Source organism: Janthinobacterium goodfellowi (assembly GCF_051380695.1).
In the GTDB taxonomy this organism is placed as follows: domain Bacteria; phylum Pseudomonadota; class Gammaproteobacteria; order Burkholderiales; family Burkholderiaceae_D; genus Janthinobacterium.
Window position 1 is genome coordinate 117,063 of record NZ_JBNYXN010000002.1, and the last position, 20,975, is coordinate 138,037.

General features: G+C 60.4%; 22 protein-coding genes. 20 read left to right on the forward strand and 2 right to left on the reverse strand.

All coding sequences use genetic code 11. The features are described 5' to 3' along the window. Positions 1–63: 63 nt before the first annotated feature. From bamA to ACQ4WQ_RS08465, 9 genes are all read left to right on the forward strand, one after another. A complete protein-coding gene (gene bamA, locus ACQ4WQ_RS08425; protein WP_326458621.1) occupies positions 64–2,400 on the forward strand; it encodes an outer membrane protein assembly factor BamA in 2,337 nt (778 codons plus the stop codon). Between the two features lie 51 nt (positions 2,401–2,451). Beyond that, positions 2,452–2,970, forward strand: coding sequence for an OmpH/Skp family outer membrane protein (locus tag ACQ4WQ_RS08430; RefSeq protein ID WP_046684967.1), 519 nt, complete (start codon positions 2,452–2,454; stop codon positions 2,968–2,970). A gap of 69 nt (positions 2,971–3,039) precedes the next feature. Next, on the forward strand, positions 3,040–4,095 hold the full coding sequence (gene lpxD, locus ACQ4WQ_RS08435) for a UDP-3-O-(3-hydroxymyristoyl)glucosamine N-acyltransferase (protein WP_436496125.1): 1,056 nt from the start codon (positions 3,040–3,042) through the stop codon (positions 4,093–4,095). After that, a complete protein-coding gene (gene fabZ, locus ACQ4WQ_RS08440; RefSeq protein ID WP_436496127.1) occupies positions 4,092–4,586 on the forward strand; it encodes a 3-hydroxyacyl-ACP dehydratase FabZ in 495 nt (164 codons plus the stop codon). Before lpxD ends, fabZ begins: the two co-directional genes overlap by 4 nt. Before the next feature lies 1 nt (position 4,587). Next, positions 4,588–5,379, forward strand: a complete 792-nt coding sequence (lpxA, locus tag ACQ4WQ_RS08445) for an acyl-ACP--UDP-N-acetylglucosamine O-acyltransferase (RefSeq protein ID WP_034784140.1) — start codon at positions 4,588–4,590, stop codon at positions 5,377–5,379. Then, complete coding sequence (gene lpxB, locus ACQ4WQ_RS08450; protein WP_436496129.1) at positions 5,363–6,547, forward strand: lipid-A-disaccharide synthase; 1,185 nt, start codon at positions 5,363–5,365, stop codon at positions 6,545–6,547. The genes lpxA and lpxB overlap by 17 nt, the downstream gene beginning before the upstream one ends. Before the next feature lie 44 nt (positions 6,548–6,591). Continuing rightward, entirely contained in the window at positions 6,592–7,230 is a 639-nt protein-coding gene (gene rnhB / locus ACQ4WQ_RS08455) for a ribonuclease HII (protein ID WP_070288016.1), read from the forward strand. Then, on the forward strand, positions 7,227–8,012 hold the full coding sequence (locus ACQ4WQ_RS08460) for a TrmH family RNA methyltransferase (protein ID WP_326458626.1): 786 nt from the start codon (positions 7,227–7,229) through the stop codon (positions 8,010–8,012). The genes rnhB and ACQ4WQ_RS08460 overlap by 4 nt, the downstream gene beginning before the upstream one ends. A gap of 22 nt (positions 8,013–8,034) precedes the next feature. Next, a complete protein-coding gene (locus tag ACQ4WQ_RS08465; protein WP_436496132.1) occupies positions 8,035–9,249 on the forward strand; it encodes an aminotransferase class V-fold PLP-dependent enzyme in 1,215 nt (404 codons plus the stop codon). Between the two features lie 44 nt (positions 9,250–9,293). Here the strand turns inward: ACQ4WQ_RS08465 and ppsR are convergent, their stop codons facing one another. Then, complete coding sequence (gene ppsR / locus ACQ4WQ_RS08470) at positions 9,294–10,142, reverse strand: posphoenolpyruvate synthetase regulatory kinase/phosphorylase PpsR (protein ID WP_326458628.1); 849 nt, start codon at positions 10,140–10,142, stop codon at positions 9,294–9,296. Positions 10,143–10,294: 152 nt separating this feature from the next. Here ppsR and ppsA point away from each other — a divergent pair, with 152 nt between their 5' ends. The 5 genes from ppsA (at position 10,295) to ACQ4WQ_RS08495 (ending at position 15,876) form a co-directional block, all read left to right on the forward strand. Beyond that, positions 10,295–12,727, forward strand: coding sequence for a phosphoenolpyruvate synthase (ppsA, locus tag ACQ4WQ_RS08475; RefSeq protein ID WP_436496134.1), 2,433 nt, complete (start codon positions 10,295–10,297; stop codon positions 12,725–12,727). A 147-nt stretch (positions 12,728–12,874) separates the two neighbouring features. Continuing rightward, positions 12,875–13,372 (forward strand): Dps family protein, encoded by a 498-nt coding sequence (locus ACQ4WQ_RS08480; protein ID WP_034752224.1) that lies wholly within the window; start codon positions 12,875–12,877, stop codon positions 13,370–13,372. A 176-nt stretch (positions 13,373–13,548) separates the two neighbouring features. After that, positions 13,549–13,965: an NfeD family protein gene (locus tag ACQ4WQ_RS08485; RefSeq protein WP_326458629.1), complete on the forward strand. Its 417-nt coding sequence runs from the start codon at positions 13,549–13,551 to the stop codon at positions 13,963–13,965. A 15-nt stretch (positions 13,966–13,980) separates the two neighbouring features. Continuing rightward, entirely contained in the window at positions 13,981–14,925 is a 945-nt protein-coding gene (locus ACQ4WQ_RS08490) for an SPFH domain-containing protein (RefSeq protein WP_326458630.1), read from the forward strand. Between the two features lie 642 nt (positions 14,926–15,567). Beyond that, positions 15,568–15,876: an H-NS histone family protein gene (locus tag ACQ4WQ_RS08495; RefSeq protein ID WP_010397665.1), complete on the forward strand. Its 309-nt coding sequence runs from the start codon at positions 15,568–15,570 to the stop codon at positions 15,874–15,876. Between the two features lie 310 nt (positions 15,877–16,186). Here ACQ4WQ_RS08495 and smpB read toward each other — a convergent pair whose 3' ends face one another. Then, entirely contained in the window at positions 16,187–16,636 is a 450-nt protein-coding gene (gene smpB / locus ACQ4WQ_RS08500; RefSeq protein WP_034784131.1) for an SsrA-binding protein SmpB, read from the reverse strand. 93 nt (positions 16,637–16,729) lie between these two features. Here smpB and ACQ4WQ_RS08505 point away from each other — a divergent pair, with 93 nt between their 5' ends. From ACQ4WQ_RS08505 to ACQ4WQ_RS08530, 6 genes are all read left to right on the forward strand, one after another. Beyond that, positions 16,730–17,161, forward strand: a complete 432-nt coding sequence (locus ACQ4WQ_RS08505) for a type II toxin-antitoxin system RatA family toxin (protein ID WP_035818194.1) — start codon at positions 16,730–16,732, stop codon at positions 17,159–17,161. Continuing rightward, complete coding sequence (locus tag ACQ4WQ_RS08510) at positions 17,154–17,450, forward strand: RnfH family protein (RefSeq protein ID WP_436496137.1); 297 nt, start codon at positions 17,154–17,156, stop codon at positions 17,448–17,450. Before ACQ4WQ_RS08505 ends, ACQ4WQ_RS08510 begins: the two co-directional genes overlap by 8 nt. Positions 17,451–17,751: 301 nt before the next feature. Beyond that, positions 17,752–18,279, forward strand: a complete 528-nt coding sequence (locus tag ACQ4WQ_RS08515; RefSeq protein WP_436496139.1) for a hypothetical protein — start codon at positions 17,752–17,754, stop codon at positions 18,277–18,279. 392 nt (positions 18,280–18,671) lie between these two features. Further along, on the forward strand, positions 18,672–18,893 hold the full coding sequence (locus ACQ4WQ_RS08520) for a hypothetical protein (protein ID WP_326458633.1): 222 nt from the start codon (positions 18,672–18,674) through the stop codon (positions 18,891–18,893). A gap of 140 nt (positions 18,894–19,033) precedes the next feature. Next, the gene (locus ACQ4WQ_RS08525; protein ID WP_436496141.1) at positions 19,034–20,563 is read left to right on the forward strand and encodes a hypothetical protein; all 1,530 of its coding nucleotides are present in this window, start codon (positions 19,034–19,036) and stop codon (positions 20,561–20,563) included. Beyond that, positions 20,563–20,784: a hypothetical protein gene (locus ACQ4WQ_RS08530; RefSeq protein WP_436496143.1), complete on the forward strand. Its 222-nt coding sequence runs from the start codon at positions 20,563–20,565 to the stop codon at positions 20,782–20,784. Before ACQ4WQ_RS08525 ends, ACQ4WQ_RS08530 begins: the two co-directional genes overlap by 1 nt. Positions 20,785–20,975 lie beyond the last annotated feature (191 nt).

Genomic DNA, 20,975 nt, shown 5'->3' on the forward strand with positions numbered 1-20,975 from the left:
CGTGAGTCGCACAAGCAATCTTTTGTGTATGTTGTCCATTGATTTACCCATTGAATAACCCCAATGAAATTACATTCTGCTCGTTTTGCCTTGCCTTCCTTTCGCCGCAGCCTGATCGGCGCCGCCGTCATGGCCATCTGTTCCGGCCACGCGCTGGCCGTCCAGCCATTTACTGTCAAGGACATCCGGGTCGAAGGGATCCAGCGTACTGAAGCGGGCACCGTCTTTGCCTACCTGCCGGTGCGGGTCGGCGAAACGTTCTCCGACGAGAAGAGCGTTGCCGCCATCAAGGCCCTGTATGCGACTGGCATGTTCAAGGATGTGCGCCTGGAAGCCGATGGCGACGTGCTGGTGGTGCTGGTCGAGGAACGCCCGGCCATCGCCACCGTGGAATTTACCGGTACCAAGGAATTTGAAAAGGACGTGCTGGTCAAGGCCCTGAAGGAAATCGGCGTCGGTGAAGCCAAGATTTTCGACAAGGCCTCCGTCGACCGCGCGGAACAGGAACTCAAGCGCCAGTATCTGTCGCATGGCCTGTATGGCGTGAAGATCACCACCACCGTTACGCCGATCGAGCGCAACCGCGTCAACGTGGTGTTCGCCGTCGACGAGGGCGACGTGGCCCGCATCAAGCAGATCAACATCGTCGGCAACAAGGCTTTCTCCGACAAGGAACTGCGCGACCAGCTGGCCCTGAACACGGGTGGCTGGTTCAGCTGGTACACCAAGGCAGACCAATATTCGAAGACCAAGCTGACGGGCGATATCGAGTCGCTCAAGTCCTTCTACCTGGACCGCGGCTATATCGAGATGCAGGTCGACTCGACGCAGGTGTCGATCACGCCCGATAAAAAAGATATCTACCTGACGATCAATATCACGGAAGGCGAGAAGTACAAGGTTGCCGGCACCAAGTTCGAAGGCGAGATGTTCGGCCGCGAAGAAGAACTGAAAGCGCTGAACCTGATGCGCGAAGGCGAGATCTACTCGGGCGCGCGCCTGACGGCGACGAACAAGCGCATCCAGGACCGCCTGGCGACCTTCGGCTATGCGTTTGCCAACGTCAACGCCAATCCCGAGATCAACCGCGAAAAGCATGAAGTCGGTTTCACCTTCTTCATCGATCCGGGCAAGCGCGTGTATGTGCGCCATATGAATATCGCCGGCAACACCACCACGCGCGATGAAGTCATCCGCCGCGAATTCCGCCAGTTCGAATCGTCCTGGTACGACAGCAACAAGATCAAGCTGTCGCGCGACCGCGTGGACCGCCTCGGCTACTTCAAGGACGTGACCATCGACACGCCGGAAGCGCAGGGCACGACCGACCAGGTCGACGTCAACGTGACGGTGGTGGAAAAACCCACGGGTAACTTCCTGATCGGCGGCGCTTTCTCGCAGTCGGAAAAGTTCACCCTGTCGGCGTCGATTTCGCAGGCCAACTTCGCCGGTAGCGGCAACACGGTCGGCATCGAACTCAATACCAGCCATTACAGCCGCACGATCGCGTTTTCGCAAACCAATCCGTACTACACGGACGATGGCATTTCGCGCAGCTTCGAAGTCTACCTGCGCACGACGGAACCGCCTGCGCTCAACATCGGCAGCTACAAGATCAAGCAGACCGGTGGCCGCGTCAGTTTCGGCGTGCCGTTCTCGGAAGTCGACACCGTCTTCTTCGGCATCGGCGCCGAGCGCTCGCGCATCGAAACGGACATCACCAGCCCGATCCGCTTCAAGCAGTACGTGATCGACAACGGCGGCCCGTCCGATGGTATCGGTTCGGCCACCACGAATTCCATCCCGCTGACGGCGGCATGGCAGCGCGACAGCCGCGACAGCGCCCTGACGCCATCGATCGGCCGCTACCAGCGCGTCAACCTCGAGGCTGACCTGATCGGCGACCAGAAGTACTTCCGTGCCATCTATGAGCACCAGTATTTCCGTCCGCTGTTCAGCAAGGTCACCCTGGCGCTGAAGGGCGAGCTCGATTACGGCCACGGCATCGGCAAGCACGTCTACCCCGTCTTCAAGAACTTCTACGGCGGCGGCATCGGTTCGGTGCGCGGCTACCTGAGTTCCTCGCTGGGCGCGGTCGAACCGAGCACCAACGATGCCTTGGGCGGCGCGTCGCGCCTGATCGGTAACGCGGAACTGCAGATGCCATTCCCCGGTTCGGGCAATGACCGCAGCTTGCGCTGGTTCGGTTTCCTTGATGGCGGCCAGGTCTACCAGGAAGGCGAAAAAATGCGGATCTCGCAATTGCGCTATTCTGCTGGCTTGGGCATCAGCTGGATTTCACCGGTGGGCCCGCTCAAGCTGAGCTATGCCAAACCGCTGAACGCCAAGCCGACGGACCGCCTGGAGCGCTTCCAGTTCCAGATGGGCACCGGTTTCTAACCGGCCATCTGAACGGGGGCGACAGCTTTTACCTTTTGACCATGGAGTATCATGAACACCGCATCCGCTACCCTGCCCAAGACCCTTGCCGTGATCGCATTGTGCTGGAGTTCGCTGTTGCCGGTGCAGGCGCAGGCTCAGGAGTCGAAGATCGCCTGGATCAGCAGCGAACGTATTTATAACGAATCGAGGCTGGCCAAGCTGGCCAGCGCCAAGCTGGCCGAAGAATTCCGCTCGCGCGAAAAAGCCGTGCAGGAACTGGCGGCCCGCTTCAAGGTCGCCAACGAAGCCCTGGAAAAGGACATGCCGACCCTGAGCGAGGCGGAGCGCGCCAAGCGCCAGCGCGAGTTTTTCGAGCTGGACAAGGAATTGCAGCGCCGCCAGCGCGAGTTCCGCGAAGACCTGAGCCAGCGCACGAACGAAGAGCGCAGCGCCATCGCGGAAAAAGCCAACACCATCATCCAGCAGATGGCGCATATCGAAGGATATGACATCGTGCTGCAGGAAGCCCTGTGGGCCAGCCCGCGCATCGACATTACCGACAAGGTCCTGAAGGCGCTGGACAAGTAATCGAAATGGTTTTAAGCCTGCCGGTGCATGCGCTGCGTGCACTGGCAGGCGTTCTTATAAAGGTAAAAGATGGGCACTCGACTAGGAGAATTGGTCGAACGCTTCGGCGGACAATTGGCGGGCGATCCCAATCTGGAAGTTTCAGGGATCGCACCGCTGGCCGACGCCGGCGCTTCGCACATCAGCTTTCTCAGCAATAGCAAATTCCGCGCACAGGCGGCCCAGAGCGGCGCCGCCGCGCTGATCCTCACGCCGGCCGACGACGCGCTGATCGGCGCCGAGTACGCCGGCGCGCGCATCGTCACCCCGAATCCCTATGTGTATTTCGCGCGCGCGGCGCAGTATTTCGCCGCCCTGCACGAGATCAAGGCGCCAATCGGCATCCATCCGGGCGCCTTTGTCGACGCCAGCGCGCAGGTTGACGCCAGCGCCTCCGTCGGCGTGCACGCGGTGATCGAAGCGGGCGCCGTGATCGGCGCCGGCTGCGTCATCGGCCCCGGCTGCGTGGTGGGGCGCGACGCCGTCATCGGCGCCGGCACGCAATTGCTGGCCAACGTGACCTTCCACGCGCGCTGCGTGATCGGCCAGCGCGGCATCATCCATTCGGGCGCCGTGATCGGCACCGACGGATTCGGCTTCGCCAACGAAGGCGGCGTGTACATCAAGATTCCGCAGACGGGCAGGGTGGTGATCGGTGACGATGTCGACATCGGCGCCAACACCACCATCGACCGCGGCGCACTGGCCGACACCATCATCGAAGATGGCGTCAAGCTCGATAACCAGATCCAGATCGGCCACAACTGCCATATCGGCGCGCACACGGCCATGGCCGGCTGCGTCGGCGTGGCCGGCAGCGCCATCATCGGCAAGTACTGCACCTTTGGCGGCGCCGCCATGGTGCTGGGCCACCTGACCATTGCAGACCGCGTCCATGTGGGCTCGGGCAGCATGGTCTCGCGTTCGATCCTGGAAGCGGGCCAGTACACGGGCTTCTATCCGCTGGCCAAGAACGCCGACTGGGAAAAGAGCGCCGCCATCGTGCGCAACCTGTCAAGCATGCGCGAGAAGATCCGCGCGCTTGAAAAAACAATTAAAACACTGACCACGCAAGACGAAAAATGACTACTGAAAAAAAGACCCTCGACATCCTCGCCATCAAATCGCTGCTGCCGCACCGCTACCCGCTGCTGCTGGTCGACCGCGTGCTGGACTGGGAAGCGGACAAGACCATTACCGCCATCAAGAACGTGACGGTCAATGAAGAGTTCTTCCAGGGACATTTCCCGCACAAGCCGGTCATGCCTGGCGTGCTGATGATCGAAGCGCTGGCGCAGACGGCGGCCTTGCTGTCGTTCCTGTCGATGGGCGTGAAACCGGACGAGAACTCGGTGGTGTACTTCGTCGGCATCGACAATGCGCGCTTCAAGCGTCCTGTCGAACCGGGCGACCAGCTGAAGATGGACGTGGAAATCCTGCGCGTCTCGCGCGGCATCTGGAAATACAAGGCCGTCGGTACGGTCGATGGCAAGCTGGCGGTGGAAGCGGAACTGATGTGCACCATCCGCAGCGCGCAAGATGCGAGCCAGTCTGCGAGCCAGCCAGCGGTGCAGTGATATGGCGGCCATCCACTCAACGGCAGTCATCGACCCGAAGGCCGAGCTCGACAGCTCGGTCGAGGTGGGTCCGTACACCATCATCGGTCCGCACGTGCGCATCGGTGCCGGCACCAAAGTTGGTCCGCATGTGGTCATCGACGGCCACACGACGATCGGCAGCGACAACCACCTGTTCCAGTTTTCTTCCATCGGCGCGCAGCCTCAGGATAAAAAATGGGCGGGCGAGGCGACGCGCCTGGAAATCGGCGACCGCAACACCATCCGCGAGTTCTGCACCTTCAACACCGGTACCGTGCAGGGCGGCGGCGTGACGCGCCTGGGCAATGACAACTGGATCTCGGCATATGTGCACCTGGCGCACGACTGCCTGGTGGGCAACAACACGATCTTTTCGAACAATGCCCAGCTGGCGGGGCACGTGGAGATCGGCGACTGGGTCATCATGAGTGGCTTCGCCAATGTGCACCAGTTCTGCAAGATCGGCGCGCACGCCTTTGTCGGCATGAGCACCAGCCTGACACAGGACGTGCCGCCGTTCGTGCTCCTGAACGGCAATCCGGCGCAGGCCCATGGCGTCAATATCGAGGGATTGAAACGCCGCGGCTTTACGCGCGAGCAGATCAACGGCATCCGCACCGCGTACAAGCTCATTTACCGCTCGGGACTGACCCTGGAAGAATCCAAGGCGGCCCTGTTCGAAGAAGAAGCGGCATCGTCGCCCGAGGTGGCGCAACACATTCGCGCCATGCGCGAATTTTTGGGCGTGGCGTCGCGTGGCATCGTCCGCTGACCACGCCAGCGGCCTGCCGGTCGCCAACGTCGCCATCGTCGCCGGCGAGGTGTCGGGCGACCTGCTGGCCAGCCGGCTGCTGTCCGGCCTCGTGCCGCAGCTGCCCGGCACGCGCTTCCATGGCATCGGTGGCGAGCACATGGCCAAGCAGGGGTTTGTATCCGACTGGCCGCTCGACAAGCTGACCGTGCGCGGCCTGTTCGAGATCATTCCCCGCTACCGCGAGATCAAGGGCATCCAGAACGCGCTGCGCGACCAGTTGCTGGCCGAGCGTCCCGCCGTCTTCATCGGCGCCGACTACCCGGGCTTCAACCTGGGACTCGAGCAGCAGCTGAAGGAAGGCGGCATCCCCACCGTGCACTACATCGGGCCGCAGATCTGGGCCTGGCGCGGTGGGCGCATCAAGAAAATCATCAAGGCCGTCTCGCACATGCTGGTGATCTTCCCGTTCGAGGAAGAGATCTACCGCAAGGCAGGCGTGCCCGTCACCTATGTCGGGCATCCGCTGGCCGAGATGATCCCCCTGCAGCCCGACGAGGCGGCCGCGCGCCGTGTCCTGGGCTTGCCGGAAGACGCGAACGTCGTGACCCTGATGCCGGGCAGCCGCATGGGCGAACTCAAATACAATACGGTGGCGTTTGTCGGCGCCTGCAAGCTGCTGCTGGCGCGCGACCGCTCCCTGCGTTTCGTTGCGCCCATGGCTGGCGAAAAGCAGCGTCAGTACTTTTTGCAATTGATCCGTGAGGCGGGCTTGCAGGACGTCGAAATCCTGCTCACCGATGGCGGCTCGCATACCGCCATCTGCGCCGCCGATGCGGTGCTGGTGGCCTCGGGCACGGCGTCGCTGGAAGTGGCGCTGTACAAGAAGCCCATGGTCATCGCCTACAAGATGATGCGCGCTTCGTGGGAAATCATGCGCCACATGGGCTACCAGCCGTGGATAGGTTTGCCGAACATCCTGGCGCGCGATTACGTGGTGCCCGAGCTGCTGCAAAACGCGGCCAGTCCGCAAGCGCTGGCCGACGCCATGTGGCAGCAGCTGAGCGACGTGCCGGGCCGTTTGCGCCTGGTGCAGCGCTTCACGGACATGCACCACAGCCTGCTGCGCGACAGCGCGCGCGAAAGCGCCAACGCCGTCATGCAGGTCATCGCCGCCAACCGCAAGTAATTCCCGATCACCGCTTCAACCGCAGTACCAACCAAAGATTCAACGTGAAAAATATCTATCCTGGTCTGTTTGACGACTTGCCATTCTCGCTCGACGAAATCATCTGCGGCGTCGACGAGGCAGGCCGCGGTCCGCTGGCCGGCCCCGTCTTCGCCGCCGCCGTGATCCTCGACCCGAACCAGCCCATCGACGGCTTGCGCGACTCGAAGAAACTCAGCGAAGCCAGGCGCGACCTGCTGGCGCCGCAAATCAAGGCCAAGGCCCTGGCCTGGGCCATCGCCGAAGCGTCGGAAGAGGAAATCGACCGCCTGAACATTCTGCAGGCGTCGATGCTGGCCATGCGCCGCGCCGTCGAGGCGCTGGCAACCGTGCCGACCCTGGCCCTGATCGACGGCAACCGCTGCCCCGTGATGCCGATACGCGGCATGGCCATCATCGGCGGCGACGATAAGGTCGATTCGATTTCCGCCGCCTCGATCCTGGCCAAGACGGCGCGCGACGCGGCCCTGGTGCACCTGCATGCGGCCTATCCCGAGTACTGCTTCGACCAGCACAAGGGTTATGGCACGAAATTGCACCTGGAACGCCTGCACCTGCACGGCGCCTCGCCCGTGCACCGCCGCTCGTTCGCGCCCGTGCGCAACGTGATCGCCCTGTTCGGCGGACAGGAGGTGGCGGCATGAAGACGATCACCTCGCGCGACAATGCGCAATACAAGGATTTATTGAAGCTGGCGGGCAGTTCGCAGGCGCGCCGCAAGTCGGGCCGCACTTTGCTCGACGGCGTGCACCTGTGCCAATCCTACCTGCAGCTGCGCGGCATGCCGGAGCAGTGCATCGTCAGCGAAAGCGCCTTGCGCAATCCGGAAGTGATGGAGATCGTCGGCCAGCTGGAAAGCCAGCGCGCGCACGTACTGGGCTTGCCCGACGCGCTGTACCACGCGGTGAGCCAGGTCGAACATGGCGTGGGCGTGATGTTCCTCATCGAGACGCCGGAACGGGCCGTCACGCAGCCCCTGAGCGTGTCGGCCGTGCTGCTCGATAACCTGCAAGACCCGGGCAACGTGGGCTCCATCCTGCGCAGCGCGGCTGCCGCCGGCATCACGCAGGTGTACTGCAGCGCCGGCACGGCCTTCTGCTGGTCGCCCAAGGTGCTGCGCGCGGCGATGGGCGCGCACTTCGTGCTCGACATCTTCGAAAACGTCGATCTGGCGGCACTGGTCGCCGACGCGAAAGTGGCGACACTTGCCACCAGCGGCTATGCCACGCAGCGATTGTACGACGTCGACCTGCGCCAGCCCGTCGCCTGGCTGTTCGGCCATGAAGGGCAGGGCGTGGCCGACGACCTGCTGTCGATGGCGACGCACCAGGTGGTCATTCCGCACCTGGGCCAGATCGAATCGCTGAACGTGGCCGCCTGCGCCGCCGTGTGCTTCTTCGAGCAGCTGCGCCAGGGCCAGTCCTGACACTTTCACACCAAGGCCCGCCATGCCTGATCATCCGGTTTTTCCTTCGCTCGCCGACGGTGCCGCACGCGACGAGGCCTGGTGGCGCCAGGTCGCCGCGTTCTATCCCGCGCCGCCAGACGCTATCGTCAATCTCGAACACGGCTATTTCGGTGCCATGGCCGCCCCCGTGCAAGCGGCCTTCGAGCAGGCCGTGCGCTACACCAACGAGCAACTGAGTCCCTTCGTGCGCGGCGAGTTCACGCGCACGCATGTGGATATTCTGCGCCAGCGCGTCGCCGCGCTGATTCACGCGCAGCCGCACGAGATCCTGCTGACCCGCAGCGGCACCGAGTCCATGCAGGTGCTGATCACGCAATACCACGGCCTGGCGCCCGGCGATACGGTGCTGTGGAGTAATCTCGATTATCCGGCCATGCGCACGGCCATGCGCTGGCTGGCGCAGCGCCGTGGCGTCACCAGCACACAAGTCACCTTGCGCTTGCCCATCGGCGATGACGAGATCATCGCCCGTTACGCGCAAGCCATGCGCCAGGCCGTCAAGCCCAAGTTGCTGCTGCTGTCGCAGGTGACGCCGGCCAATGGCCAGCAACTGCCGTTGCAGGCCATCATGGCGCTGGCGCGCGAACACGGCATCGACGTGCTGCTCGACAGCGCCCATGCGCTGGGGCAGGTCGACGTCGACGTGCAAGCCATGGGCATCGATTTCGCCGGTTTCAATCTGCACAAATGGCTGGGGGCGCCGGCGGGACTCGGTGTCGTGTATATCCGCGCGTCGCAGCTGCACAAGATCGAGCCGCATTGTGGCGACGACGATTATCCGCTTGACGATATCCGCAGCCGCCTGCACATGGGCATGCCGCCGATCGGCGCCATCCTGGCCGCGCCCGCCGCCTTGGACTTCCATGCGCGCCTGGGCGGCACGCCGGCCAAGAGGGAACGCCTGGCCTGGCTGCGCAATTACTGGGTCGAACGGGTGGCGCAGTTGCCCGGCGTGCGCATCCTGTCGCCGCTCGATGCAAAACGCGGCACGGCGCTCGTCGCCTTTGCCGTCGACGGCATGGAGGCGCGCGCGCTACAGCAAGCCTTGCTGCAGCGCTTTGGCATATTCACCGTGCAGCGCAATATCGGCGATGCCGACGTCGTGCGCGCCACGGTGGCCGTCACGACCACCACCGCTGAACTGGACCAATTGGTGGCGGCGCTGACGGTGCTTTCGAGAGAAACGAACACCTGACCAAACCGTAGCGAGCGTACGCGCAGCAGGTTTGGTCCGGCGTGCTAGTACTCGCGGCGGTTCGGCTTAATCTCTTGCAGGATCGTCGTGGAGATCTCTTCGATCGACTTGGTGGTCGAGGAGAGCCAGCGGATGCCTTCGCGTTTCATCATCTTTTCCGCCTCGTTGACCTCGTAACGGCAATTTTCGATGGCCGCATACTTGCTTCCAGCGCGTCTTTCGTTGCGTATTTCCGACAAACGTTCGGGCGTAATGCTTAATCCGAAAATTTTATTCTTAAATTCCAGCAGCGCCGATGGCAGCTTGTCGCGCTCGAAATCGTCGGGAATCAGCGGATAATTGGCCGCCTTGATACCGTATTGCATGGCCAGATACAGGCTGGTCGGGGTCTTGCCAGAGCGCGAAACACCCACCAGAATGACATCGGCCGAGGACAGGTTCTTGTGCGACTGGCCATCGTCGTGCGCCAGCGAATAGTTGATCGCCTCGATGCGGTTCTTGTATTCCTCGCTGTCGACGATGTTGTGCGAGCGCCCGATGGTGTGGGTCGACATTACGCCCAGTTCCTGCTCCAGCGGGGCGACAAAGGTCTGGATCAGGTCCATGTGCATGCCGCTGGACTTGCGGATCACGGCCGACAGGTCGTTCTTCACGAGGGTGGAGAAAATGATCGGGCGCTGGCCATCGGCGGCGAAGGCTTCGTTGATCTTGCGCGCCGCATCGTAGGCCTTGTCCATGGTATCGATGAAGGGCAGGCGGATCTGGCGGAAGCGCAGATCGAACTGCGTCAGCACCGAGTGGCCGAACGTCTCGGCGGTGATGCCGGTGCCGTCGGAAACGAAGAAGACGGTGCGGGCCGCAGGGGGCAGGGGAGGGCGTGGTTCTTGTGTCATGGGTCTTCGGATCGAGATTGTGCGTCGTCAATTTGCGCCGCACAAGGTAAAATGGCTGCAACGGTATGATTGTGCTGCACGACGCCAAGAATAACAAGAAGACTGTCTGTGCGCCGCGCGTAAAGATTTCTATCATCAGTAAGGGTGTCATTATGACCAACGCAGTATCGCAACAGCAGGAAGACAAGGACGCGGTGTATGTTGCCTCGTTCGAGCATTTGCGCATGACGGATGTCGAATCCGTCGGCGGCAAGAACGCCTCCCTGGGCGAAATGATCAGCCAGCTGGCGGAAGCCGGCGTGCGCGTGCCCGGTGGCTTCGCCACCACGGCGCAGGCATTCCGCGATTTCCTCTCGTATAGCGCCAACGGCGGCTTGCCGCTGGCCGAACGCATCGCCCAGCGCCTCGAAGGGCTGAACATCGATGACGTGCGCTCGCTGGCGCAAGCCGGTGCCGAGATCCGTCAATGGATCGTCGAAACGCCGTTCCAGCCACGCCTGGCCGCTGAAATCGATCAGTTCTACGCCAAACTGGTGGCCGATTCCGACACCGAAATGTCGTTTGCCGTGCGTTCCTCGGCCACGGCGGAAGACTTGCCGGACGCGTCTTTTGCCGGTCAGCAAGAAACCTTCCTGAACGTGGTCGGCATCGACAACGTGCTCGAAGCCATGAAACAGGTGTTCGCGTCGCTGTACAACGACCGCGCGATCTCGTACCGCGTGCACAAGGGCTTTACGCACGCTGAAGTGGCCTTGTCGGCCGGCGTGCAGCGCATGGTGCGTTCCGACCTGGGCGCGGCCGGCGTGATGTTCACCATCGACACGGAATCGGGCTTCAAGGACGTGGTCTTCGTCACCTCCAGCTATGGCCTGGGCGAGACTGTGGTACAGGGCGCCGTCAATCCCGACGAGTTCTATGTGCACAAGCCGATGCTGGAAAAAGGCAAGTCGCCTGTAATCCGCCGCAATATCGGCTCGAAGCTGCTGAAGATGGAATTCACGAACGAAGCGAAAGCCGGCCGTTCCGTGAAAACCGTCGACGTGCCCGTCGAAATGCGCAACCGCTACTCGCTGAACGACAGCGAAGTGGTGGAGCTGGCAAAGTACGCCGTCATCATCGAGAACCACTACGGCCGTCCGATGGACATCGAGTGGGGCAAGGATGGCCGCGACGGCAAGCTGTACATCCTGCAAGCGCGTCCTGAAACCGTCAAGTCGCAGCAAAAGGCGACCGACGTGCAGGAACGCTTCAAGCTGAAAAGCACCGGCACCGTGCTGACGTCCGGCCGCGCCATCGGCCAGAAGATCGGCGCCGGCCCCGTGCGCGTGATTCACGACCCGGCCGACATGGAGCGCGTGCAGCCAGGCGACGTGCTCGTTGCCGACATGACGGACCCGAACTGGGAACCGGTCATGAAGCGCGCGTCGGCCATCGTCACCAACCGTGGCGGCCGTACTTGTCACGCAGCAATTATTGCCCGTGAACTCGGCGTGCCTGCCGTCGTCGGCTGCGGCGACGCGACCGAGGTGCTGAAAGACGGCACGTTTGTCACCGTGGTCTGCTCGGAAGGCGACGAAGGCAAGATCTACGATGGCTTGCTGGAAACGGAAGTGTCGGAAGTGTCGCGCGGCGAATTGCCGAAACTCGATACCAAGATCATGCTCAACGTGGGCAATCCGCAGCTGGCGTTCGACTTCCAGTCCGTGCCGAATGCGGGCGTGGGCCTGGCGCGCCTGGAATTCATCATCAATAACAATATTGGTGTGCATCCGCGCGCGATCCTCGAATACCCGAACATCGATGCCGACCTGAAAAAGGCCGTGGAATCGGTGGCGCGCGGCCACGCTTCGCCGAAAGCGTTCTATATCGACAAGCTGGCCGAAGGCATCGCCACCATCGCCGCCGCGTTCTGGCCGAAGAAAGTCATCGTGCGCCTGTCCGACTTCAAGTCGAACGAGTACAAGAAGCTGATCGGCGGTTCGCGCTACGAGCCGGACGAGGAAAACCCGATGCTGGGCTTCCGCGGCGCGGCGCGCTACCTGTCGGCCGACTTCTCCGAAGCGTTCAACATGGAATGCGAAGCGATGAAGCGCGTGCGCAATGACATGGGCCTGACGAACGTGGAAATCATGGTGCCATTCGTGCGCACCCTGGGCCAGGCCGAGAAAGTCATCGACTTGCTGGCAAAGAATGGCCTGAAGCGCGGCGAGAACGACTTGCGCGTCATCATGATGTGCGAAGTGCCGTCGAACGCCATCCTGGCCGACCAGTTCCTCGACCATTTCGACGGCTTCTCGATCGGTTCGAACGACCTGACCCAGCTGACCCTGGGCCTGGACCGCGATTCCGGCATGGAATTGCTGGCCGCCGACTTCGACGAGCGCGATCCTGCCGTGAAAGCGCTGCTGGCCCTGGCCATAAAGGCTTGCCTGGCACGCGGCAAGTACATCGGCATCTGCGGCCAGGGTCCTTCCGACCATCCGGATTTTGCCGTCTGGCTGATGGAGCAGGGCATCGAGTCGATGTCCCTGAATCCGGACTCGGTGATCGATACGTGGCAAAAGCTCGCTGCGCTGAAAGCGTAAGCGTCTTTCCGGTCCGTTGAAAAACCCGCTGCCGCTCACCCGGCAGCGGGTTTTTTTATGCCTGCCGTGCGGCGCACGGCAGTATCCGATGGGCTTGCGCCAGATCAGCTAAAATGATTCCACCAATACATTGAAACGGGAGTTCACATGGCAAGCAAGAAACCGAGCAAAGTGGCAAAGATCGACATCGGCATTTCCGAAGCGGACCGCGCGAAAATTGCGGAAGGCCTGTCCGGCCTGCTGGCCGACAGCTACACCTTGTACCTGATGACCCACAATTTTCATTGGAACGTCAAGGGGCCGATGTTCAACACCCTGCACCTGATGTTCATGACGCAATACACGGAGCAGTGGGCCGCGCTGGACCTGATCGCCGAGCGCATCCGCGCCCTTGGCTATCCGGCGCCGGGCACCTACAAGGAATTCGTCAAGCTCGCGTCGATCAAGGAAATCGACGGCGTGCCGCCGGCGCTGGACATGGTCAGCCACCTGGTATCGGCGCAGGAAGCGACCGCGCGCACGGCGCGCCGCCTGTTCCCGCTGCTGGAAAAAGCCAATGACCAGCCGACGGCCGACCTGATCACGCAGCGCCTCGATTTGCATGAGAAGACGGCGTGGATGTTGCGCAGCCTGCTGGAGGAATAAACGCCGGGCCGGCGCCGCTAATTCGCCCCTGGCTATTGACGCCATCCGGAATTGCGTTAGACTGCTTGTATATAGGTGTTTGGCAAGAATAATATCAGGCAGTACTGCGCATTAAACCCCGTCGCTTATATAGGCTGCGGGGTTTTTTATTTTGGATTCACAAAGATGGAGGCATCATGGCTGAATGGGTAGGCTGGTTTGTCGCGGCTGGCGCGGTATTGATCCTGGAATTATTTACAGGCACGTTTTATCTGCTGATGATCGCCATCGGCATCGGTGCTGGCGGACTGGTGGCGCTGGCGGGTGGAAATGGCAGCTGGCAGGCCCTGACGGCCGCCGTGGTCGGCGTGGCCGCCACGCTGTTATTGCGGCGCAGCCGTTTTGGCAGGGCGGGGCGGCGCGATGCGGCGCAGGATCCGAATGTGAATCTGGATATCGGCCAAAGCGTGTCGGTCGCGCATTGGGTCGATGGCGCGGCGCGCGTCATGTATCGCGGCGCCTTGTGGGATGTGGAACTGATACCCGGCAGCGATACGCAGGCCGGTCATTACACCATACGTGCCGTGCGCGGCAGCCGTTTGATTGTTGGATAACCTGGAGAATAGATTATGGAAGTAAGTATCGGAAGCATGTCGCTGATCTTGTTATTGCTGGCGTTGGTATTTGTCTTCAAGACGGTCAATGTGGTGCCGCAGCAGCATGCCTGGGTGGTGGAGCGCTTGGGCAAGTTCCATGCGGTATTGGGTCCTGGCTTGAATATTGTCGTGCCTTTTGTCGACCGCATCGCTTACAAGCATGTGCTCAAGGAAATTCCACTCGATGTGCCGCCGCAGGTGTGCATTACGCGTGACAATACGCAATTGCAGGTCGATGGCATTCTGTATTTCCAGATTACCGATGCCATGCGTGCTTCATATGGCTCGTCGAATTATATTGCCGCCATTACGCAACTGGCGCAAACGACCTTGCGTTCGGTGATCGGTAAAATGGAACTCGACAAGACATTTGAAGAACGCGACCATATCAATACGGCCATCGTGAATGCCATCGATGAATCGGCGGCGAATTGGGGCGTCAAGGTATTGCGCTATGAAATCAAGGATTTGACGCCGCCCAAGGAAATCCTGCATGCGATGCAGGCGCAGATTACGGCCGAGCGCGAAAAGCGCGCGCTGATTGCCGCTTCGGAAGGGCGCAAACAGGAGCAGATCAATATCGCCAGCGGCGAGCGTGAAGCGAATATTGCCCGTTCGGAAGGCGAGAAGCAGGCATCGATCAACCGCGCCGAAGGCCAGGCCACGGCCATCGTCGCGCTGGCGCAGGCCAGCGCCGAAGCGTTGCGCCAGGTGGGCGCCGCCATCCGCGAGCCGGGCGGTGAAGATGCCGTCAACCTGAAAGTGGCCGAGCAGTATGTGGGCGCCTTCGCACAATTGGCGAAAACGAATAACTCGATTATCGTGCCGGCCAATCTGGGCGATATGAGCGGTTTGATCGCCACGGCGATGCAGGTGGTAAAAACGCAGAAGCCGAAAAGTGGCGTGGCTATTCCGTGATTGACTGCAGCTTGGGTGAATAGCAAATCCGTAGCAAGTTTGTCCTCAATACTGCCCGCTGTATAGCGGGCAGTTTGCATTTGCGCCGCCATGATTATCTGGCGGCAGCAGGGAAAGAGTATCTGCGGGCGAATGCCTAACGCTGATAATATTTTCTTCATGCTATGCTGTGCGCACTTTCTCGATTATGTGCTCTCGTGCGGCGCTGATTTCTTTGAATGGCGTAAAATCTGCCGCGCATGCATGGCGATGATTGCGCCTATGTCCGGTGTGGATGTCGGATGGCGTTTGATGCGATGCGCGATTGGCGATAGTATTGGCTCGTAGCTATTTTCGAATTGCAATTTAGAATTACTATAAATTGCAATGAAACAAAAAATATTGGAGAATAAATGGGGCCGATGGCGCTGTATTGCATCGCTACCGCACAAAGCAGAGGTAGAGGTACCTGGGCAGGCGGTCCATGTGCGATGTTCCCTTCTTGATTGATGATTTGCATCGCTTGAAAGCCGGGGAAGTCGGTTTTTTGGTAAAAGAATTGTAAAAAACAATCAAATCTTTAGAAAAATCACCGCAGTCGCGTTACAATTGGATAGAATTTAACTGTTCAGTTATATTTTTCAACTCACACAAGGAAATATCATGGATCTGTCCAGCTTATCCCTGTCCGAACTGCGCACCTTGCAGGACGACATCAAGAAGCAAATGAAGAAACGCGAACAGGACGATCTGTCCAAAGCGCGCGAACAAATCCTGGCGATTGCCCAGAGCGTCGGCGTTTCCGTAAAAGACCTGGTTGGTACGGGTATCCGCGCTAAAACCGGCACGGTTGCGGTACGCTATCGCAATCCGGATGATGCGACGCAGCAGTGGACTGGCCGTGGCCGTCAGCCGAAATGGGTCAAGGAATGGACCGATTCGGGCAAGTCGCGTGATTTGCTGAAGGTTTGATTCTGAAGGCTTAAAAAACCGTTCATTCGGATGCTTGTCCTGTGGAGTCGTGCAGGGGTAATACCAGGCAGCACGCAAGCATCCGGAACTTTACTGTTGTCTTGGGCCAGGCAGGCCAAGCTGATGTATATCGCCGTATCCCCATGGCATTTTCGCCGCTCCCCGTTTTTTCCCGCCGTATCTCTTTCCTTCCCTGTCTTATTCCCGCCGCGCCGAGTTTTTCCGCTGGCCGCAGGCAATCGGCAAAATAAAACCCGGCATATAGCCGGGCTTGCTGGTATCGGTGCGGCATGTTGCGCGCAGTGCCGGATCAGCGGCGGTGCGATTTCATTGCCGCCTGTACTTCGCGCGCGCCATCGCGGTCGCGTTCGGCCGCCCGCTTGTCGTGCTGTTTCTTGCCCTTGGCCAAGCCGATTTCGCATTTCACGCGGCCGCCCTTGTAGTGCAGGTTGAGCGGCACCAGGGTATAGCCGGAGCGTTCCACCTTGCCGATCAGTTTATCCATTTCCGCGCGGTGCAGCAGCAGCTTGCGCGTGCGTACGGCTTCCGGGTGGATATGGGTGGAGGCGGTCGGCAGGGCGCTGATATGCGCGCCGAACAGGAAGAGCTCATCGCCGCGGACGACGACGTAGGCTTCCTTGATTTGTACGCGGGCGTCGCGGATGGCTTTGACTTCCCAGCCCTCCAGTACGATGCCCGCTTCGTAGCGATCCTCGATAAAGTAGTCGTGGAAGGCTTTTCTGTTGTCTGCTATGGTCATGAGATGGTAAATGTGCGCGGGTCGGTTAAACTACTGTCTCGCGCAAGCGCGATAAAATCAAATGTATCCAACATCATAGCAAATGGTTCTTCAATGGCAGTAGTACATAAATCAGTTTTTCTCGGCTATAGCGCCGAACAAATGTTCGCGCTGGTGGCGGCGGTGGAGGATTATCCCAAATTCCTGCCCTGGTGCGGTGCGGTCGAGATTCGCGAGCGGGGCGAGAACACGGTTGTCGCCAGCGTGGGCATACATTACCACGGCGTGCGCCAAAGCTTCACCACGTCCAACGAGAACGTGCCGCCGACTTCCATCAAGATGAAGCTGGTGGACGGTCCTTTCAAGACCCTCGACGGCGTATGGACCTTCAAGGCCCTGCGCGAAGATGCCTGCAAGATCGAACTGGACCTGCACTACGAGTTTTCCAGCCGCGTGCTCGAGCAGATCATCGGCCCCGTCTTCGGCATGATCGCCAACAGCATGGTCGATTCCTTCTGCAAGCGCGCGGAGACGGTATATGGCTGAGGCCAGCATTCACGTGCAAGTCTGTTACGCCTTGCCGGATAGCAACTTCCTGCGTGCCTTGACGGTGCCTGCCGGCACCACCATCGGGCAGGCGGTGATGCAAAGCGGCTTGCTGCAGGCCTTCCCCGGCATCGACCTGGCCATCAATATGGTGGGCATCTATGGCAAGAGGAAGCCGTTGGATACCGTATTGCACGAGCATGACCGGGTGGAGGTCTACCGGCCCTTGCAAGCCGACCCGAAAGAAGCGCGCCGGCGCCGCGCCGGCAGCAAACCTGCCAAGGCCTGACCTGGCAGCGCATCTTCAGGTGCGGGGCCGGGCAGTCAAATGAAGGGCGTATCGCTGCCTGGCGCCGCGCCTTAACACATTGCCCTGGAAGCGGCGGTGATCATCAATTGCGGCTTGCCTCGATGCCTCCATTCAAAGCGGCCGGGAAGGCGCCGGCTTCCCCTCTTCAGTAACACATTCTTTCGTATATCGATCCGTGCCGCACATCCGCAGTTGACTCGGATGGTTGCATTATGGCGCCAAAGTTTTGCCAAATAGCAAATATTGGATGCTACGATAGTCGAATCGCCAAGGAGGATATATGGGATTCGCCAATAAATTTGTAGCGTCGTTGCGTTCGTCAAACTTGAGGGATGACGCGTTTCATCACGGATTGGACGTGATCGCGGCTGCTGCGCTGGCGGGCGACCTCGGTGCTTTGCTTTGTCGCGTGAAATACGCGGATGTCCTCGTCGACAGCCAATCCGATGGCAACAGCGGTAACCTGGTGCAATTGCTGCGGATATGGACGGCTGCGGTGACGGCAAAGGGCCAGGCGCGCCGCTGGGTCAGGATCAATTCCGAACGCGATATCTGCACGGCGCAGGCCCTGTATAAGCGGGTTGCCCATGCGTCGCTGGCATATTGGCTCGATGACAGGTGCAAGCCATGCCAGGGCACCGGCATGTCGCCCACAAGTTTGCGCGATTGCACGGCATGCACGGGCACGGGCAAGGCCGAGGTGGAGTGTGCCGGCGGTTTTGAGCGCGAGCGCATCAAGGATATGGTCAGCGAGCTTGCCGCCACGGTCGCCCGCCATGCGGAGCGCTCCAGGCGTCGTTTGCGCTAGCGGCGCTGCATGGCGCCGGCAGAAATGGGCATATAAATTCTGCAAACTGTGTTTATGTACAGTGTTTTTGTGTTAAGATATGCGCATTGCATTTCAGTAAAGTTCTTCCGGTACCCCGCGCCGCGCATGCAGCGCCGATAGCTGGAACAGATGAGCGTAAGCGGGCGGCACAGGAGCTGCTTACCCCACGCGTGCCAGTTGCTCTTGCGTGCAGTGCGGAGTGCACAAATGGCTGAGCGATCGCTCGCTGGTTGTTTTATTTATTTTATATTTTGTTTTCTCCGTCTTCATTTGAGCAGGGCCCGCTTCGGCGGGCTTTTTTATTGCCGCAACGATAAGCGGCGCACGGCCGGAAGGCTAGCCATTGGGCGTCATGCCCGGAAAGAGAGACCATGCCGTTCAAATTCAACCCAGACGGAAGTATTGCAACGACGGGCGAGGGGCGTGGCAAGCGCCCGATCTTTATCTATCCCGATGGCCGCGAAGCCGCCTTTGATGCCGATGCGGCCGTCGCCGCCATCGGCAGGCTCAATCGTGAAGCCCAAGGGCAGCGCGAAGCGAAGGAGGCGGCGCAGCGGCGCCTGAGGGAGGGCGCCGGCGCCGTGCCGGCTTGACGCGGGCGTGCCTGGCCCGTTTGTACGTTTTTTTATGGAAGGTTCCGGGAGCGAGGGTGCCCGGATGGGTGCTGGTGTCATGGGCTGGATGGCCCGTCTGTATTTCACTTTGATAAAACTGACATGAAAGGCTATATACCATGAGCAATAATACTATCAGCGCGATGCCGTCGCGTCTCATGCCCGAAAGGCTTGCGCCGCTTTTTCAGGCGGGGGAGGGGCGGACGCTCGCCTTCGGCCAGCCTACGGGCATCTTGCGCGGCCTCAGGAATGCCGGCCGCATGGTCGCCAATTTTACCAGTGGCGTGTGGACCGTCGCCGGCGGCACTCCCGTGCTGACCCAGGGCTACACCGGTTATGATGCGGCTGGCAATGCTGTCGGCATCACCAGCCGTACCGGCCAGACGGAGCTGCTGCGCTGGTCTCCGACGGTCAATGCGACGCATGAAATCAAATTGGCAAACTTTGCCGCCTCCGCGCGCGTCAAGGAGCTGAAAGGCAAAATCGGCCTGTGGGTTTACGTTGACAACCTGCCCGGTTATGAACCCGGCGGAACCCCTGCCGGCTCCATCGGTTTCACATTGACGACCGATGCCGCCGGCTCGAATGCGAATGCGCTGACGGTGGGGTTCAACTCGAACCAGGTGCGCGAGGGCTGGAATTTTCTCAAATTCGTCATGCGCGACCCGAACGCCTATGTCAGCGGTTCCGGCGTCACCGAATATCATCCCTTCGGTGTGCTCGGCGGTTCCTATCGCACAGGCGCGGCGGCAAACATCAAGGATGCGGCCATTACCGGCATAAAAATCGACATGTCGAACATGGCCGGGGCGGATGTGTATTTCGATTCCATCTGGACGGATTTCGACACGCAGGCGCAGATCGTGCTCGGCACCGATTCCGTCGGCGCTGACATGGCCAGCTATTATCTGCCCATTTTCGATTCCTACAAATGGAAGGGCTATGTCGCGGTGCCAAAGCGCATTTGGCTGAATGGCGACAAGGTGGTGAGCGACTGGAGCGGCGTCAATCCGTTCTTGCAAGTCGCCTATGACGCCGGCTGGGAGTGCATCAACCACACGACCAATCACCTGGGTGGCGCCGACGCCATGAGTACGATCACGTCGCCCGGCGCCCTGCTGTATGAAGTGCTTCCGGTGACGGCTTTGTATCTGAACTCCGGCATGACACGCGGCCTGGAATTCTATGCTTCGCCGCAATCGTCGAGCAGCCGCCTGTCAGAAAAGATCATCAAGGGAACGGGCATCAAGATGCAGCGCCACGCGCGCAAGATCAATGTGAGCGTGACGCCGTTTGGCATCGATAATCCGCATCACGTTGGCGCATGTGATTGGGGAAGCGCGACGGCCAGCGGGATTGCCAAGGTGACCGGCGGTGTCACCGGGCATATCCCCGGCTGGCAAAAAGCATCGCAGATCAAGCGCATGGCTGATGTGATCGTTGCCTATGGCGATACCTGGTTTCCCTTCTGGCATGGCGTCACCGCACTGGGCGATACGGGCAGCGGCGAGGATGCCACCGGCGACAACTTGCTGTTGACCAAGTCGGCATTTGAAAAATCGTGCGAGTACATTCGTCAGTTGCAATTGGCGGACAGCTTGCGTTTTTGTGATGGTTTTACGGGCTTTTATTACGGGACGGGACAATAATGAACATCCATGACATCGAATGGCGCAGCTATTGCTGCGGCGACGCCTGCCAGTATGCGGAAGTGGCAACCGAAGCGGGCTTTCTGCAGGTGAAAACCAGCCACGAAGCGGCGGACTCATCCTACCTGGTCAGGCGCTATGGCAAGGATCGCATGCCGCTGGATGCGGACTATGTCCCCATGACCGTTGGCGAGCTTGAGGGCGAATTGCAGCGCGCATAAGTCCACGTCGCCGGTCGCGGCCGCTGCCGAGCCTGGCGACCGGCCCGGCAGTACTGCAGGCTTTGTGTTGCATGGCGCATCAACGATAAATCCGCTCCGGCGGGGTCACGCCGGATCCTGTTTGCAGCCTTGCAAAACGCCGCTGTGACACGGCAGGTATGTGCTGCGGCCTGCGCTGGCATGCGGATAAA